This window comes from Allobaculum sp., from assembly GCF_047010065.1.
In the GTDB taxonomy this organism is placed as follows: Bacteria; Bacillota_I; Bacilli_A; order Erysipelotrichales; family Erysipelotrichaceae; genus Allobaculum; species Allobaculum fili.
Map to the genome: position 1 here is coordinate 1 of NZ_JBKXLD010000017.1, position 18,136 is coordinate 18,136.

General features: G+C 52.5%; 10 protein-coding genes. 3 read left to right on the forward strand and 7 right to left on the reverse strand.

The window, feature by feature from the left end; all coding sequences use genetic code 11:
• Together ACLUYS_RS02780 and ACLUYS_RS02785 are read right to left on the reverse strand one after the other, a co-directional pair.
• Positions 1-641 (reverse strand): cation:dicarboxylate symporter family transporter (locus tag ACLUYS_RS02780; protein WP_412658972.1); only part of this gene is annotated, 641 nt, incomplete at its 3' end.
• 352 nt (positions 642-993) lie between these two features.
• Entirely contained in the window at positions 994-1,947 is a 954-nt protein-coding gene (locus tag ACLUYS_RS02785) for a hypothetical protein (protein WP_230266870.1), read from the reverse strand.
• A gap of 317 nt (positions 1,948-2,264) precedes the next feature.
• Between ACLUYS_RS02785 and ACLUYS_RS02790 the strand changes: the two genes are divergently transcribed.
• Positions 2,265-3,407, forward strand: a complete 1,143-nt coding sequence (locus tag ACLUYS_RS02790; protein ID WP_412658973.1) for a hypothetical protein — start codon at positions 2,265-2,267, stop codon at positions 3,405-3,407.
• Between the two features lie 255 nt (positions 3,408-3,662).
• Here ACLUYS_RS02790 and ACLUYS_RS02795 read toward each other — a convergent pair whose 3' ends face one another.
• From ACLUYS_RS02795 to ACLUYS_RS02810, 4 genes are all read right to left on the reverse strand, one after another.
• Positions 3,663-4,163: a GNAT family N-acetyltransferase gene (locus tag ACLUYS_RS02795; RefSeq protein ID WP_230266872.1), complete on the reverse strand. Its 501-nt coding sequence runs from the start codon at positions 4,161-4,163 to the stop codon at positions 3,663-3,665.
• 361 nt (positions 4,164-4,524) lie between these two features.
• Positions 4,525-5,955, reverse strand: coding sequence for a trypsin-like peptidase domain-containing protein (locus ACLUYS_RS02800; RefSeq protein WP_230266873.1), 1,431 nt, complete (start codon positions 5,953-5,955; stop codon positions 4,525-4,527).
• Positions 5,956-6,494: 539 nt separating this feature from the next.
• Complete coding sequence (locus ACLUYS_RS02805) at positions 6,495-9,755, reverse strand: hypothetical protein (RefSeq protein ID WP_412658974.1); 3,261 nt, start codon at positions 9,753-9,755, stop codon at positions 6,495-6,497.
• A 192-nt stretch (positions 9,756-9,947) separates the two neighbouring features.
• Positions 9,948-12,176 (reverse strand): efflux RND transporter permease subunit, encoded by a 2,229-nt coding sequence (locus tag ACLUYS_RS02810; protein WP_412658975.1) that lies wholly within the window; start codon positions 12,174-12,176, stop codon positions 9,948-9,950.
• A gap of 176 nt (positions 12,177-12,352) precedes the next feature.
• On the opposite strand from ACLUYS_RS02810, the gene ACLUYS_RS02815 reads away from it, so the two are divergent.
• Complete coding sequence (locus ACLUYS_RS02815; protein WP_412658977.1) at positions 12,353-12,982, forward strand: TetR/AcrR family transcriptional regulator; 630 nt, start codon at positions 12,353-12,355, stop codon at positions 12,980-12,982.
• A gap of 463 nt (positions 12,983-13,445) precedes the next feature.
• Here the strand turns inward: ACLUYS_RS02815 and ACLUYS_RS02820 are convergent, their stop codons facing one another.
• Positions 13,446-13,925, reverse strand: a complete 480-nt coding sequence (locus tag ACLUYS_RS02820; RefSeq protein WP_412658978.1) for a YbaK/EbsC family protein — start codon at positions 13,923-13,925, stop codon at positions 13,446-13,448.
• 421 nt (positions 13,926-14,346) lie between these two features.
• Here ACLUYS_RS02820 and ACLUYS_RS02825 point away from each other — a divergent pair, with 421 nt between their 5' ends.
• The gene (locus ACLUYS_RS02825; protein ID WP_412658979.1) at positions 14,347-17,976 is read left to right on the forward strand and encodes a discoidin domain-containing protein; all 3,630 of its coding nucleotides are present in this window, start codon (positions 14,347-14,349) and stop codon (positions 17,974-17,976) included.
• Positions 17,977-18,136 lie beyond the last annotated feature (160 nt).

The following is an 18,136-nucleotide window of genomic DNA, read 5'->3' on the forward strand; positions in this document are numbered from 1 at the left end:
AAGATGGACAGACCGCTTGTCGATACAGTCGTGTAAATCAGACCCATGATGCCAAAGGGCGCCAGGTTGATTACCCAGCGAACGATCTTGCTGACGGCTTCTGCCACGTCGTTCATGAACTTCTTCGTATTGTCCGAAGCGCAGGCTTTCATCGCCAGACCAAAGAGAACCGCATAAAACAGAATGCCGATATAGTTGCCGTCCGCGATCGACTGGATCGGGTTGGAAACGATATTGGCCAGCAGGGTATGCATGACTTCATCGAGGCCCTGCGGAATCGTGGACGCGCTCGCCGCTTCGGGCAGAACGATGGTCTGCGGAAACAGGCGGGACGCCAGCACCGCCAGTACAGCGGCTAAAAATGTCGTCAGCATGTACAGCCAGATGACAGTACCAAACCGGCGGTCAAGCCGGGAAGAATTTTGCGCAAGCGCACTTGCGACAAGAACAAAAACCAGAATCGGCGCCACGCCTTTCAGCGCGCCGACAAACAGATTTCCAAATTCGCCAATCCAGGTCCAGCCTGGCACCAGCAAAGCCAGTATGACGCCAATCACCAGACCAATCAGAATGCGAAGAATCAGGCTGGTACGGTTGTAGCTTCGAACGAGCTTCAGACACCCATTTTTAATGGATTGCATAAAAACTATCTCCTTTTCCCTTGTCGGAAAATGAAAAACATCGAACCAGAACAGCCGATCCGTGTTCGATGTTCAAATTCACCAACAAAAATAATAATACGTGATCCTCTGATCGCCACACAAAGACGCCTGTCTCCGCCATCTGAACGTTATTCTTGCTCGCTTTGTATGTTTTTATCATGTTTTTCGGAAGATACGTTCTTGCCTTTTGGCCTCTGTCGTTCTTTCTTCCATTCGTATCTTCCCTTTTCACACTTTTTGCCGCAAAAAAGCCGGAGCGTATGCTCCGGCCTGGCAATTCAAGGGGTAAATCGTATGACTCTGTCCTCTCTTTCGAATCTGGATTTTCTGATCAGTGCAGTTCGTAGTACTTGATGGAATCCTGCAGTTCGTCGAGGCGGCGGGTCATTTCTTCGAAATCGTCATCGTTTTCCGCCTGCTGATGGGTAACGAGCGAATCGAGCAGATCGGCGGCTTTCTTATTGATCTGGACGGAACGTTCATAGTATTTGCGCAAAATGTCCATGTTATGACCAATCTTCACATACTGTCTGGCCTGTTCGAGATTGTTCTGGGACATGGCGATCGCTTCATCCAGTCCAGCTGTGAAACGGGCAATCGACAGTTTGCTTCCACCAAAAATGTTTTCGAGAATGGCCTCGGAATTGTCCTTGATGCGGTGCAGTTCCCGGTCGTTGTTTTCGATCTGTGTCAGCAGATTGCGCTCGATCGCGCGCTGCGTCTCCTTGGCCTCGTCAACGACTGGCCGGGCCTTTTTCTCCGGTCGTGGGAAAAGTTGCCCGCTTCCGCTGGAAGCACGTGTGTCTTTCACATTGGGAATCGGCGGCTTTTTCGGAATGGGCGGCTTTTGAGACGGCCGCGCCTGTGTACGGGACGCATGGCTTTGCGAAGAATTCGCAGGAGAAGAATACGTACGCGGACCGGCTTTCAGTGCCCCCATGCCCAGGTAGACCGAGCCCCAGTTGGAAAAATAGCGGCTGAGGCCTGGTGCGAAAAACAGAAGGAAGGAATAGAGATACATCATCAGCCCTTCCAGATAATAAAAGGCATACGGCATGACGACCGGATGCGAATAGCCGAACATCGCCTCGTTATACTCGCTGTTTTGCGGCTTTTGCGGGGAAACGTACTCCGTTCGCGTTCTGGCCTGACCTAAAAAATGGCCGACATAGTAAATGACTGGAATAATAAAAAGGAGTTTGAAAATGAACCCCAGATGCAGAACAAAGGCCAGCGCCATGGGCAGAAGCATGGGGAGCAGATCTTTACCCGAATTATCTGACATATCTTTTCCCTTTCCTGAATAAAACGGTTTCCCGCCGATCGTGCCGTTCTCTCAAATCGCCCGGAAACCGGAAATAAACCTGTAATATGAATTATACCGGCCGCTCAATTTCTTTTCATCCATCGGCCGTCTGGAAAACCGAGGCTTATTAAAAACTTTACTATTCTTTTCCGGTATTTTGGATAGGCACCCATAACGCGGTCAGTCTGGGATTTTTTTGATTTTCAAAGCCTGTCCGACCACGGGAATCTTAAAAAACGGCCCGGTTTCTTTCCCGGCCGCTGTTCAACAGTATCTGTACACGATAAGGAGTCACCATGAATATTCTGTATTTTCTCTGCAACTTTCTGCTTTCCTTTTTTATTTTTCTGAAAGGCACCCAGATTCTCGGCTTTTTAAAGGCGAAAGAGTATGACAGTCTTTCCGGCTATTCGAGCCCGGATCTTGAACCGGGCACAAAGCGCTGGATTCGCGCTCAGGAAATTTATGGAGACGCCCTGCGCAAATGCGGCGCAGGACTGATGCTTCTGAATGTAGTCGGCGCGCTTTCCGTATTCATGCTGGAACTGCCGGTCATTCAGATCGAATCCGTCATCCTTCTGCTTCTGGAAATTCTTTCCTTTTTCGGCGCGAAACTGTGGACCAGAAACCAGATGGCCAAGGACATTGTCCTGACCCCTTCCGCCCCTGCAACGCCGGCTGGCGAAACCGCACCGGCAGACGAAGGATCCAACCGATCGGATGCTTCTTTGGAACATGCAGACGATGCGAAATCTGAAGCGCACAAAGCCGAGGACGAGAATCCCGACGAAAGTCCGAAAGAAGCGCCGGCAAAAGCAGAAGAAACTTTCACAGCCGATACACAGGACGATGCGATCCCGGCAGAACGCGACGATGAGAAGGAATCGGTTTCTGAACAGGAAGAACTCGAACCAGATGCTGCCGCAAACGAACCAGACGCAGCCGCGCAGACCGAACAGCCGAGGGAAGCGTCTGTACCGACGGACACGAACGAAAACGAACCGGCTGAACCGGTCCTTCCCGCTGAAGATGCCCATATTCATTTGGCTCCTTCCTCGTCCTCTGCAGACACACAGACGACGTCTTCTGAACCGACTGCCTCTTCACCCTCTTCTGCTCCTTCAGAATCCGCAGCTTCTTCGATCGAACGCAAGGCGCCCCCTTCTCCGGAACGAAGAACTGCGCCGGCTCACGAAGAGAGCAGCTCGGAAGAATCCGGTCTGGAAGATGTGGATCCTAAAGAAGCCGACCGTCTGGCCCGCTCCATTCTGAAAGCTTCCGCTTCCCGAAACGATCGCGCCTCGTTCCATCGCCGCGATCGCCGCAACCAGCAGATTGCAGAAAACGGCTTTCAGGTCCACCAGATCCAGAACAATTCCGATCAGGCCTCCTTTTCCATCAAGCGTCTGCCGGAAGATACAGACACCGAATCCAAATAGAACAGTCAGGATCCCAGGATATAGAGTCATCCTCCGTTTTTCCGCTCCTGTCCTCCTCTGCTGTCCCCGTTTCAAAATCCATGCATACGAAAATCGCCCGCAGAAAGAAACAAAGCGTTTCTCCTTGCGGGCGATTTTCCTGTGTCCTCTTTGAGGTCTCACCGGATGATGTGCGGATCTCTGTCGATCTGCTGAATCTCCGTGAATCTGCGGATTTGTGCGAATCTGCATGAATCTGCAGCGATCTATGCGATTTTATTCGCGATTTTCCCTCTCGGACGGGTACTCGAGAATCTTTTCCATGCCGATTTTCTGCGGCTTGAGATTGAGCGACTCATAAAAGTGAAGGGCCGAAGTATTGTCTGCCCATACGTTGAGCGTCACGTTATAACAGCCGCTCTTTCGTGCGAAGTCGCAGACGTATTCATACAGATGACGGCCGATGTGCTGATGGCGGATGTTCTGATCGACGCAGAGATCGTCGATATAGAGCGTTTTGATCGGCGTGAGGATATTGTCGTTGGGATGCTCCTGAAAAATGCAGAACGCATAGCCGCGAACCTGTCCTTCTTCATCTTCGTAAACAAAGACCGGTGTCTTTTCCTCGCGAAGAATCGTTTCGAGCTGTTCGTCGGTGTATTTGCGGGCGCCGGTCTTAAAGAGATCCGGGCGCGCCTGATGGTGTACTTCCAGAACCTGACTGAGCAGGCTGTCAATGACGTCAAGATCGTGAAGATCCGCTCTTCGAATATTCATTTCTGTTCCCTCCTCCATCCGGGCTGGCTACCGCTGGCTGGTTTTCTTCTGGCTTTGTTTCGCACCGTTTTGTCTTTGTTTTGGCCTGGGTTGGGCGGTTTTGGCCAGCCGCCTTCGGTCTGTACCTGCCGGGCGGTGTCCCGCCCATTTAAACCGGAATGGCTTTGCGGCTTATGCGGATGAGTGAAGCCTTGCTTCACTATCTTACATACTGGTTACAGACGTTTTTCATTGTAATCCTCTGCTTCTTCTTTAGCAGAGATTTTCCTTCGTTCCATTCTGTCTCCTTTTTGAACCTTCATCGTTTCCGCTCTGGAAAAGGGAGCCCATAAAAAACTGTCCGCAAGGGACAGTTTCGGGATTAGTCAGCGTAGAAGGCGATGCCTTCGTATTTCCAGCCGTAGTAAATCAGATTATCGCGTTCATCTTCACTGAGAGTGAAATGATGGCTGCCGGTTTCGGCATTCGGGTTATAGAGACGATAAACCGGATGTTCATAATGTTCCAGTGCAGCTTTCCAGGATTCGCCTTCTGCGCGCCAGCCAAAGCCCTGCAGCGCGTTGTATTCCTTCTCATCGATGGTGTAGTGATGATCGCCGGTATTCGGGTTATACAGACGGAAGACCGGAATCGCGTTGTCTTCGTCGCAGGAAGACCAGGCCAGACCTTCTGCATTCCAGCCGGCCCGATCGAGGTAATTGGCTTCCTGCAGATTCAGCGTGTAGAAATGTTCGCCGGAATTCGGGTTATACAGACGGAAGACCGGATCCGGTACACGCGAGTTCTGCGCGATCCAGACGAGACGTTCACGGTCCATCAGAGGTCCGCCGGAACGGTCACGGTACACATAGACGTAGGCAAACAGAGAAACGACTTCGCCGTTTTCGTTCAGCATCGGCGATCCGCTCTGGCCGCCGCTGCCGTACGTGTTGGATTCCAGAATGCGGTCAAACACTTCCACATCGCTGCCCCAGCTTTCGTACTGGGTCGAAATGTCATTTTCGTGATTGTATTCCGCCGGATAGCCGCTCAGATGCAGCCGCTGGGCCTTGGCGCCGTCAATCGAAAGCGGAAGCTTGCCGGTTTTGGCGGCAATGTCGTCGTTGAGTACAATCAGTGCCACGTCGTTGGCTTCGTGCGCGTCGTTCAGCCAGCCTTTATCGACTTCGAAATATTCAACATCTTCACTCGTCCACGCGCCAAACGGTGCGGAATAATCGGTGGCACCCGGGGTGATATGAATGCTTTGGATCCAGCCGTAGCCGTGTTCCACATCGTAAATACAGTGGCCGCACGTCAGAACCGTATTTGGACCAATGACAAAGCCGGTACCGACGTAATAGCGGTGTTCATCGTTCTGGTCTACAAATTCCAGACGAAGCTTGCAGATGGCGCTGTACGGCATGCGGGTCGTATCCATAACGCGGGTACGGGTTTCGGGAGAATCTTCGTTGTATTCGGGAAGAATATCCGAACCGTCCGGTCCGCTTGGATCTTCCTTGTACACCGGATCGAGCGGCTGTTCGTTTTCTGGTTCTGCCTCTTCTTCCGATGCAGCATCGTTTTGAATCTGCGTCGAATCAAACGCGTAGCGAACCGAGTCGTCCTCGACAGTTACTGTACCGTTTGGTGCGTCGGTAAAATCCGGCTTTTCCTTTGCCAGCATGGCTGTCGGCGAAAGAAAGGAAAACGCCATCGTCAGGCTTAATACCCAGGCGCCAAGACGATGTCCAAGTTTTGGACGCGTTGACCCATAGGCTGGGGGAATCGGATAAATATGTTTTCGTTTCATGCACAATCTCCTTATTCTATGTTGCCGGGCTGTGAAGTTTCCTTCGTTATGCGTCCGGTAAATATGTCGATCACTATATTGCAGTTTTCTAGTGCCATACTACCCGATCGGTGTCCGTCTTTCTTTTCAACTGACCATATAAAAATGCGGTTCGCATAATGTCAGTTCTGTTTTCTCGCCGTCTTTTCCGACTCTTTTTCCTCAAGTATCGGATCGGGTCAATTTCTTATCTTAGTTGTATATAAAGGCCTTTTTGCGCTTTTTTCGAGAGCCGCTCCCGCCTGGAAAAGCGGCGGTCCTGCCTCTTTCAAGTCCGGTTACCGAGCGATACGCCTGTGCCGTTTTTCTCGTTCTGTGCTGTACTTATTCGCAAAACGGATTTCATTTTGGAAAGCGGCCGAAAAAAAGGCTGATCCTTCTGAGGGTTCTGAAGTTCCCTCAGGCTGGATCAGCCTATTGTGCCTGGACAGAGTTCTGTCGTTCAGAATTTATGAACGAAACGGGTTCGCATCGATTTTCATCGAGCGTTTCTTCGTTCCTTACTTTTCGCTGCTTTCGCTTTCGCTGGAGTCAGCTTTTGAATCGTCGGCTTTCTTGTCTTCCGATTTCTTATTGTCCGACTTCCTGGTGTCCGGGGTTTCGACTTTGAAGATGTAGCGAACCGAAGTCTTGGCACCTTCCGGTGCACCGGCGAAGGTGGAGTACTCTTCGTTGAAACGGATCGTTTCATTGCAGAGGTCCTTGAACATGGCGATTTCTTCTTCGCCCCAGTTCAGAGCTTTTTTCAGCTGGCTCATGCCTTCGTCATTGAGTTTGACAGTTCCGTCTTTCAGCTTACGCGCACCGTCATCAAGCTGGCTTGCGCCATCCTTGAGTTGTGCGGCGCCATCCTGCGCCTGGGTGATGCCGTCATCAAGCTGGCTTGCTCCGTCATACAGCTGACTGGCTCCCTGATTCAGCTGTACAGCGCCTGCATGCAGAGCGCTCGATCCGGCGTAGAGACGGGAAGCGCCGTCGTGCGTCTGGACGATACCAGCGTTCAGATCGTTCATGCCGCTGTGTACATCCGACGCGCCCTTGCTTAATACGGTTACGCCGTTGATCAGTTCCAGATGACCGGCCTGCAGCGCCTTGGCACCGGCATTGACGCTCGAAGCGCCGCTGGCGAGTTTGGCTGCGCCGTCATTCATGGACGCGGCAGCGGTGCTCAGCGATGTGGCGGCATCAATGAGTGTCGTGCGGCTGTCGGCCAGTTTCTGGGTCGAATCCGCAAGCTGATCCATACCCTTATTCAGGTCGTCGGCTTTTGTGGACAGCGTCTGGCTTAATGTGCGCAGACCGCTTTCGAGCTGGTCAATGCCGTCATCCGTCTTCGTTGTCAGTTCGCCGACACCGTCATCGAGTGTGGAGATGCCGGTATGCAGCTGGGAGGCAGCGGTACTTAACTTGTCGGTTGCCTGCTGGAGTTTCGTCAGCGAAGCGCTCAGGTTAGTGAAATCCTCGCTGGCGCTGATCTGGTTCAGACCATTCTGTATGCCGGTCAGTGCGGTAATGGCTGTATCGATATCGTGATCCAGGCTGGTCAGCTGCTGGACGGCTCCATCGAGTGAAGTGGAGATCGTGGAAATCTGGCTGAGTTTCTGGGAAAGACTTTCCACATTGGCTGTGGAAATCGGTGTAATTGCCGTCTGCAGCGGAGCAATCGAAGCCGGCAGAGCGTCTACCGAAGTCTTGGCGGTGGCCAGACTGCTTCCGGCAGCCTGTACGCTGGTCAGCGCACCGGAGAGCTGCGGCAGAGAAATGGCATTCAGGGCAGCCCTGGTCGCTTCATCGGTTGTGGATGCAGCGGCAGCGGCAATCGCCTGACGTGCGGCTTCAACCTGCGAAGAGGCAGTCGATACGGATGTGGCGGCCTGACTGTTGGCGGTCTGTGCTGCGGTGATCGCATTGGACGCACCGGTTTTGGCGTTGGAAACCGCCGCAAGTTTCGTATTGCGATCGGCAATTTCCTTGTTAGCTGCCTGAATCTGCGCGTTCGCCGAGGTTACGCCCTGGTTGATTGTATTGACGTCCGTACGAATACCCGAAGAAAGCGTTCCGACATTGGCGCTTGCACTATTCAGTGCGGTCTTCATCGTATTGAGCGTCTGCAAATCGTTCGCAAGCGTCGTCTTCTGACCCTGCAGAGTCGTCAGAGCGCCGGAAAGCTGGGTGCTCAGTGTGGACAGCTTGGCCGGATCCATCCCGGAAATCTGAGTATTCAGAGCCCTCAGACCATCGGAAATCTGTTTGGAACCATCCTTGGCCTGATCGGCTCCAGTCTGCAAAGACTGCACGCCCTGATCAAACTGGGTCTTGAAGGACGCTGCGCCATCGGCGGCTTCACCGCTCTTATCGGAAGCGGCTTTCGTAAATTCCGATACGCCGGATTTTGCACTCTTCATGCCGTTGTTCAAAGCGAGGAAGGAATTGCCGAGCTGATACAGCTGGCCGTCCCGGCCGGTAAGGGCATCAACTTTTGTCTTGAACTGAGACGTACCGTCGCTCAGAGATTTCGATCCGCTTTCCAGCTGTTCGGTTCCGGCAGCCAGATCGTCGCTGCCTTTGGACAGCTTGTTGACGCCGTCCTGGGCAGATTTTGCACCGCTTTCGAGCTGTGCAGTTCCGGCGGTCAGCTTGCTGGAACCAGAAACAAGAGCATCGGTTCCTTCCGCCAGACGTTTCGCGCCGGCTTCGAGATCCGCGGTGCCATCCTGTGCGGCTGCGGTTCCGTCTTTCAGCTGGGAAGAACCGTCATGCAGTTTTCCGGAACCGTCTTTCAAAGCGCCCATGCCGTCGGTGAGGGAGTTTGTTCCGTCCAGCAGCTGATCGGCACCGTCGCTCAGTTTGGCTGCGCCGTCCACAAGCTGGTCAGCGCCGTCAAAGAGCGGCTGCAGTTTCGAAGTGAGTTCGCTCAGATCGTCCATATCGCTCAGTTCGGAAAGCTGGATTTCATTGGTTGCACCGAAATACATCTGCGGCACTTCAAAGTCTTTTACATCGGCTTCGATCGTCACATCATCACTGGCGCCAAGCTTATCGGTAAAGGAAGAAAGGCCGGCGCTGTCCATTGTTTCGGTTAATCCAGGCAGTGCAGCGAACATCAGGAATTCGCGTTCGCCGTCATTAATGGTCTCGCCCTGTTCGCAGGAAATATTGGAGAAGATCTTGCCGTCGAGATCCATCAGACCGCCCGCTGCAAAGAGCGGATGAATGATGACGTTCTTTCCGTTGAGATTAACGGTTTTCTTCTGATCGTTAACGAATTCCACGTTCATTTTCAGATGACCGCTTTTGCCTTTGAGCTGTTCGGCCGTCATCGTTTTTCCGTCCAGGCTGTAGGTAACTTTGATCTGTACCGGCAGTTTTTCCCTGGACGTACCCTGATAGTAAAGATCGTTGCCGTTTACGTTCCATGTGTAGACGTCGCCGGAAACGGTCGGCTTGTTGTCTTCTTTCAGATCCTGTACGTCGCTCAGTTTCAGATTTTCGCTGATCTCGCCGAGTCCGTTTGGATTGTGCAGCCAGGACGTAACGATCGTTTTGGAAATATTGCCGTTTTCATCCAGGAACGAGTAAACCGTTTCGGTTTTTGTGGTGTCTTTCGCATCCTTTTTGGATTTTGCACTTTCTTCCTGAAGGATCGTGCGGCTGGCGTTGGAAGGTTCCGCTTCCCTGGCCAGTACGCTAACAGGAAGTGCGGAAAGAGACAGAGCGCTGCTTAACAGAGCGGCTCCGAGTTTCTGAATTGAGTTTTTCATATTCGAAATAGCATTCCTTTCCCTCCGCTGTCCGTTTCCCGTTCGGTCCTTCAAACGGGAAATGGTTCTGGAGGCTGATTCTTGTCGGCCAGGCAATGGGAAGCCTGCGCCATGGGGACACGCTGCTTTTTTACTGCGGGCAGCCTGCCTGTATAGAACAGATGAGGATAAGATGGAAAATCTGCGGATTTTCTAAGCCAGACCGGTCTGCTGGTCCAGGCGAAAACCGGCTGGAGAATGCGGCTGGTTTTCTGAATTCACGTCATTCACTGTCTGTGCAGCAGTTTTGGAATCCTGTGTGTTTACCGTTTGGGCAGTTTCGGCTTTGGCATCCGAATTCGATGCGTCTTCTTCCGGTGCAGCTTTCGGCCAGCCTTTTGTGGTTCTGGCGATGAACTTGTTGCACGTAAGAAGCAGAGCCGGCAGAACCGTCAGAATGACGATGACACTGATCAGGGCGCCGCGGCCAAGCAGGGTGCACAGCGATTTGATCAGGTCCATGCGGGCAATCAGGCTTACGCCCGAGCAGGCCGCAAAGAAGGACATACCGGAAGTAATAATGGAAGGCATCGTCTGGGTGATCGCCGTCGTAATGGCTTCTTTTGGCGGCTGATGCGCAGCGAGCTCTTCACGGAATCTGGACGTTATCAGGATGGCGTAGTCGATGCAGGCACCCAGCTGAATGGTGCCGATAACGATGCCGGCGATGAACGGCAGTTCGGTATGTGTCAGATACGGAATGCCCATGTTGACGAAAATCGCAAATTCAATACAGAGCACGAGCAGGATTGGCAGCGATACCGATTTAAAGGTAAGGGCAATAATAATGAAGATAGCGAGGATGGAAACAAGGTTGACCATCTTGAAGTCGATGTCGGTAACCTTGATCAGATCGCGCGTCATGTTGCCCTCGCCGGCGATCAGCGCGTTCGGATCGTATTTCTGTGTAATGGAATACAGATCTTCAATCTGATTGTTCAGCTCATCGGTAGCTGAACGATAGGACGTATTGACGAGAATCAGCTTGCGGCCGTTGGCTTCGAGTACATCCCGGATGGCATCCGGTTCAAGTTCCGAAGGAATCATCGGTCCGGCAAACTTTTCATAGGCGACTACGCTCGTAATTCCATCGAGGTTTTCGATTTCATCGACCATCTGACGCGTCTTGGACGCGGAGAGATCCTGATCGACCATGATGAAATGCGAAGTCGTCATATCGAATTTATCTTTCAGTTCGTTGGTGCCCTCAACCGCCGGAAGATCGGCAGGAAGAGAAGCAGCCAGGTCGTAATACTGTGCCGTATGGGAGTTACACCATAAGGCCGGAACAAACAGCAGGGCAAAGACAACCAGAATTGCTTTGCGATGCTTGACAACCCAGTCGGAGAATTTCGGCAGCGGACGGATCAGAACCGGATGCTGCCATTTTTCAATCCATGGGTCAAAGAACATCAGCAGAGAAGGCAGAACCAGAATCGTACACAGCACGGCGAACAGAACGCCTTTGGCCATGACGATACCGATATCGCGTCCAAGCGTCAGCTGCATGACCAGCAGAGCAAGGAAGCCGGCGATTGTCGTAATGGAAGAGCTGGTAATGGAAAGCCATGTCGCATGAATGGCCCGGGCCATGGAGTCTTCCTTGGAATCGCCTTTATTTTTCTCTTCCTGATAGCGGTGCAGCAGGAAGATGGAGTAGTCCATGGAAACGGCCAGCAGCAGAATCATGCTCAGCGCCTTGGTGACGTAGGAAATCTCGCCAAGGAAAATATTGGTTCCCATGTTGTACAGAATTGGATAAACCATGCCCAGAATGAAGATCAATGGCGCCAGCCAGGACTTCAGTCCGAGCGAAAGAACAATTAAAACCAGAAGAACCGCAATGGCGGAATAAATCGGCGTTTCCCGATCCACCATCGCTTTCGTATCCGCTGTAATAGCGGAAAAACCGGCGACATGCACGTTGTCGCTGCAGAGCTTTTTAATTTCCTCGATCGCATTCATCGTGGAATCGCTGGCCGCCGCATCCTTGAACGTGACGATGATCATCGTCGATCCGTCCGAATAGATGGCATCCGTCAGCGAAGAAGGAAGAACATCTGCCGGAATCTGGGCATCCACGACATCTGTCTTGGAGAGCGTCGTATCGACGTCGTCGATCTGAGAAATCTGCTCTTCCAGCCTGGCCACATCCTTGTCCGGCATGTCGTCTACAACGACCATCGCCGTACCCGCCAGGTTGAAATCGTCGCTCAGCACATCCTGCGCCACAATCGAGGGGGAATCCTTTGGAAGATATGTCAGAATATCGTAGTTAACACGCGTATTCATATATCCAATAACCGAAGGAATCAGCAGAAGCGTAGCTACAAGCAAGATAATATTCCGGTATTTAACAATAAATTTTGAACACTTTTCCATAACCGTAAGTACCTGTTTTTCACTGGTTTCCTTTCACATCACCCATCCTATTCAGTTTTTGACCATCGGTCAATATTTACGCCCGTATCCCTTTCAGACACTTTATTCCCTATGCCTAAAAATTGACTGTCAGTCATTTTTTATATTTTTTAAAGGTTCGGGTGTATACTGAAGCCATGTCAGGAAAAGCCGAACAGAATAAACTTCATAAAAAAAACAGCCTGCTGAGCGCTGCGCTTGCCCTTCTTTCCAGCCGGGATCTGGCGGAAGTCTCCATTTCGGACATTACCAACCGGGCCGGCGTAGCGAAAGGCACTTTCTATTCTTTTTTCAGGGATAAGGAAGAGATCCGGGACTATCTGGTCGACCGGGAATCCCAGCGCATTGTCCGTAATGCGCAGGACCAGCTCGACGAGGAAGATATCCGAAACTTTGACGATGCGGTCATTTTCATGATTTCCCGCATTCTTCAGCAGCTCTCCGACAATCCCCTGCTTCTGCGTCTGATCCGCCGCAGCCTTTCCATGGGCGTCTTCCATAAGGAACTGCAGAGCACCCTGGGTCAGGGCGGTCTCGATCTGGCGAATCGCTTTGAAGCCAAGGCCCGCGAATGCGGCGTGAAATTTGAAAATGCCCAGCTCGTCTATTTCATGATTCTCGAACTGACCGGATCCGTCTGTTATTCCTCGATTGTGTACGGCATCCCCTGTTCGATTGAAGAACTCAAACCCGTTCTGTTCGATACCATCCGCGCCATTCTGGCTTCGGCCAAAAAGAACCCGCAGGAGGACCCCCCCCTGCATTAATACCTGCATTAACGATTGAAAATACCCGTACCCCGTGTGCTGAATCCATACAAAAAGGAGATCCGTTCCAGCAAATTGCTGAAAATGGATCTCCTTTTTCCTTTTCTGTTCCTGGTTATTCCACCGTTTTCCGGTGAATCGCGTCTCTCCTTCTCTTCGCTCATTGGAAAGAGTAAACGCAGCGAACAAGAGTTCAGCCAGCGCATTTTCGCGTTTCCTTCACCAGTCCCCGCTCTCTTATTTTTGTTTTCTCCTTCAATCAAGGAGAATGAGGGGATTTTTCCGAAATGGCGTTGTCTGCAATCGAGGGGTCAGGCGGTTCTTAATTCTGAAACCAGTTTCCCGTAATCCCGTTTCCTTCGAAAAGGGATCCTCGATCGCTGGCTATAGCTGTCACCTTCGTCTTTATGGATCGTTCTGCGAACCGCAGCCTGTATTTTTCCTGATCGATTCCTTTACCTGTCTAAGCCTGTTCCAAAATCTTGCAGACGTCGACCCAGCTTTCGGCATTGGCGTATCGATACAGTTTCTCGAGGTTCATACGAATGGCGCTGTTCGAACTGCCGCAGGCTGGATAGACATAGTCAAAGCGGCGCAGCGATTCATCGAGACAGACGCGAACGTCTTCCGGATTAGCAAACGGACACACGCCGCCGATCGCATGACCGGTTCGCCCTTCCACATCTTCGGCATTGAGCATGGAGGGTTTCAGTCCGAACGTTCTTTTGAATTTTCCGTTATTGACCTTCGCATCGCCGGCAGCCACGATCAGAATCGTATCGTTCTCCGGTCCATAAAAGGAAAGCGTTTTGGCGATATGTTCCGGCTCGCACCCCAGCGCCTGTGCGGCAAGCTCTACGGTCGCGCTGGACTGATCGAGTTCAATGATTCGATCGGCGATATTCTGCGCTCCAAATGCTTTGCGTACATTTTCAATAGACATGAATACTCCCTCTCTCTTTTCTTTACTCGGATACTCTGCTGTTCCGCCCTCCAGATTTCTGGAGGCTTTTTTTTTGGATCGTCTTCCGTCCAGAAGCGGAATTCAATAACAGATTTTTCGCCTTTCCTTTCCCGTTTTCAAGTTCTCCGGAAAGACTTGCCTGTCTCCATGGCGAAAAGCCGCAGATTTTGCGCAATTCTGCGCTCTGTTCCAAGGACAGTGATAGTCAAATTGAGCTTTCCTGCTGCAAGAATGCAAAGAACACTCTCAAAAAATGAAAAGAACCTTCTTCTGGCTATGGATATGATGAAAACAAGTGAAAGCGATCGTACGGTGCAGGAATCGGGCGCCTGCAGACGACAGACAAACCCGCTTTGACTCACTTTCGATACACACGATACACAAAGGAGAAAAGGAAAAGATGAATAAACGATTTCGAAGAGTTTCTTCGGCGGCGCTCAGCCTTCTGCTGATTGCCTCCCCGGTTTCCCCTCTGCTCCATACGCTTCCCGTTCTGGCGGAAGAAACCGAACTGGCCGAATCCTATACGTTTGACGGAACGGCTTCGACACGCGTCAGCATTACCGATCAGCTTCCCGCCTATGGCGAAGCCGATACGATGATCTGGTCCGGAACCTTCCAGGCGAACGCTTCCAATAACGCCATCGTGGCGCTGATGTCGGTCTGCGGCAATGACAACGCCAACGACTACATGACGCTTTATGTCCGCCCGGGCACAAACAAAATCGGTTTTGAATTCCGTAAAGTCACCGGTGCGAGTTACAAAGTATCGCAGGAAGCCAATTTGCAGGTGGGAACCGACAAACACGAATTTGAACTGGTCGTTTCCAGCAAAGGCTATTTTCTGACGGTTGACGGCGAAGAACTGATCGCTTCCCGTCAGAGCGGGGCTTTAACTTTAATGAACTGCGGGTATACCGATCTGCGCATGACCCTTGGCGGCATGGACCGCACCGGAAAAAGTTCCATGTCCGACAACTGGTTTTTCAACGGAACCATGACGAATGTCGCCGTAAAACTCGAACAGCGCGACGTTCTTCCCGAAGCGTTTGCAGAAATCAGCGGCGCTTCCTTTGACGGCAGTCAGATGCAGGGCAAAACGGCACCGCTTCCCGAAGGACTGAATGCGACAGACGGCTGCAGCGCGGCGGTCATTTTCCGGGTAAACAGCAGCGCCGAAGGCTTCATGCCTATCGCAAGTCTGAAATCGGCCGATGCTTCGACGATCTATACGCTAGGTACGACAGGAGATTCCCTCCAGCTTCAGATCACGGCCAGCGGAACCGTACAGTCCGTAAATCTCGATTATCCGGCGGGCACGCTGTACACTGGCGGCGCTCATACCGCCGTTGTGAACTTTACGAGCACCGGCGTTTCCGTTGTCCTCGACGGGCAGGCGGCCAAAGTGATCGAACAGCCGTTGTCTTTAAACAGTCTGACGCAAATTGAACTGGGCAAGAGCGCGGATGCCGCGCTGAATGGCGACATTACCGCCGTGAAGTTTTACAATCGCGCGCTTTTGGAAGAAGAAGCAGCCAATGTAACTCAGTTTACGACCGGCCGGCTTCCGAAAACGGGCTATCGAACGAGCATTCTTTCCCTCGTTCAGCCAGGCGACTACGGGTCCGGATACTACCGCATTCCCTGTCTGGTACGCACAAACAGCGGCGTCCTGGTGACCGCAGCCGACAAGCGCAACGATACCCAGATGGACCAGTACAACATCGACACTATCGTTCGCCGCCGGGTAGACGGCGAGTGGAAAGAAGGCCAGGTCATCATCGACATGCCGGATATTGAAGGAACCGGCAGCGAACAGAAAGACTCCAATACGATCGATGCCGAACTGCTCAACGCGACTCTGCCGGACGGTACGAACCGTGTCTTCTGTCTGGTGGACTTCTTCCCGCAGAACATCGCCTGCCTCATGAACGGTTCCGACCTTTCTCTTGGTCACGGCTATATGGATGTGAACGGCAAGAAGTATCTGAAACTGCTTAACGATGACGAATCCGAAGTGTACACCGTACGCGAAGGCGGTCACATCTTTAACGCTGCCGGCGAAGATACGGGAGCGACCTTCCGGGAAAATTCAGACGGATCGATCGGAAACCGCGACTACGGCTGGCTGACCGGCCCGAATGGCGAAGACTGGGGAAGCTGCTGGATGTACAGCGGCGAAGATAAAGGTCACCTGCATGCGGTCCGCAACCAGCATCTGATGCTTACGTATTCCGATGACGACGGCGAAACGTGGTCTTCGCCAAGACTGATCACCGATCAGGTCAAGGAAGACTGGATGAAGTTTAACGGAACCGGTCCGGGACGCGGCATTCAGCTCGAACACGGCGAACACGCCGGACGCCTTGTCTTCTCGACGTATTCCATCGCCAACAACTTCAACTCGCAGGCCTCCAGCATCATATACTCGGATGACTATGGCGAAACGTGGACACGCGCCCGCTCGCCGCTCGAATGCGCAGGCGCCGACATCAGCAGCGAAACGTCCGTCGGCCAGTATGGTGTAACGACCGAAAACCAGGTCGTTGAACTCAATGACGGTTCCCTGCTCATGTTCATGCGCAACTATTCGGGCAAAGTCAAAATGAGCAAATCCACCGACGGCGGCGAAACGTGGGGAGCAATCACTCAGACGGCGGTTACGGATGTGTATTGTCAGGTTGCCGCGACCCACACGAACTACAACGGCAAGGAATACGTGATTCTCGCCACCGCTCAGGGCCCCGGACGCACGAACGGCGCCACAACCGTGGGCGAAATTCAATCCGACGGAACGATCGACTGGAAAACGCCGAAGCAGTATTCCATCGGCTCCAACCAGTACGGCTGTCTGGAAGTCGTTGACGACGGCGTGATCGGCCTGATTTACGAAGCCGATGATGAAGCCGGCGCGCTGGCCATGCGCTATACCGAGTTTTCCATGGACTATCTGCTCGATGACGACGGACCGGCCGCAACCGTTCCGGCTAAAACGAACATGATCGTGACATGCGATCACAAAAACGGCGATGAAAATCAGGTCAAAGCCGGCGATACGTTTGAAATCACCTTTGAACTGAACGAACCGGTTTTCGTCAGCGGCGACCCAACGTTAAGCCTCACCTTCCAGCCGCTCAATACGCTCCTTCCTGCCGAAGCGCGTCAGGCCGTCTATGTCAGCGGCAACGGCACGAACAAGTTCAAATTCAAATACACAGTATCCGAAAGCGACCGGGCCGGCGAACTGTATACGGAACACATTGTCCGCGATGATCAGGGACAGCCGGCCAGGAGCTACTACGATGTGGAAATGTACACCCGCCGCACAACCTATCTTGGTTCCATCGGCCAGCTGAGTGCGGACTGGACCGATGCATCCCGGGATATCGCCGGCGCCCAAGCCATTGAAGGCGGCATTTCCAGCTGGGGCGATGTGGCCAACGCTACCGACGGCAGGGAAAACACCTTCTGGCATTCCTCCGGGCAGAGCGATGCCTATCTGCTCATCGATCTGCAGGATGTCAAAGCCATTAGCGGTCTGCGCTATTTGCCAAGGCCGACAGGAAGTACGAACGGCGATATTACCGAATACGAAATTTCCGTCGGCATGGATCCGGACAGTCTGCGTGTAGTCAAATCCGGAACCTGGACTACGCCCAAGGAATGGAAAGGTACGCTGTTCACACCGGTTTACGCCCGCTATGTCCGACTGCGCGCCATTCGCGGTACCGGCGGATTTGGCAGTGCGGCCGAAGTTCGCATTCTTGCAGCCGGCGACGACGAAACTGCCCTCTTTACGGACAATTTACAAACCGCGATGGCAAAAGCCAGTTCGCTGCTTGAAGGCGATATGTCTTCTTTCCATAACAAATCGAGTGCGCAGGACGCTCTCGAAACCGCAGTAGAAGCAGGCTGGGCTGCCCTTCGCGACTACCAGTCGCAAGAGGCGATCGACGATGCGGCAGACGCTATTCATTCCTTGCTGCTCGATCTGCGCAAGCTTCCCGATCCGGACACCCTGCCCGAATAACCGCTCTCTTTCTTTTCACCATTTTTCAGCTGTGCTGCCTGGCCAGTACGGCCGTAAAGGACAGTAAAGCCGGAACAGGCGAAACTGCATAATGCAGTCGCCTCTTCCGGCTTTTTTCTGTGCAGTTCCAGCCAAGTCGCGGACAGCTGGCCAAAACGGC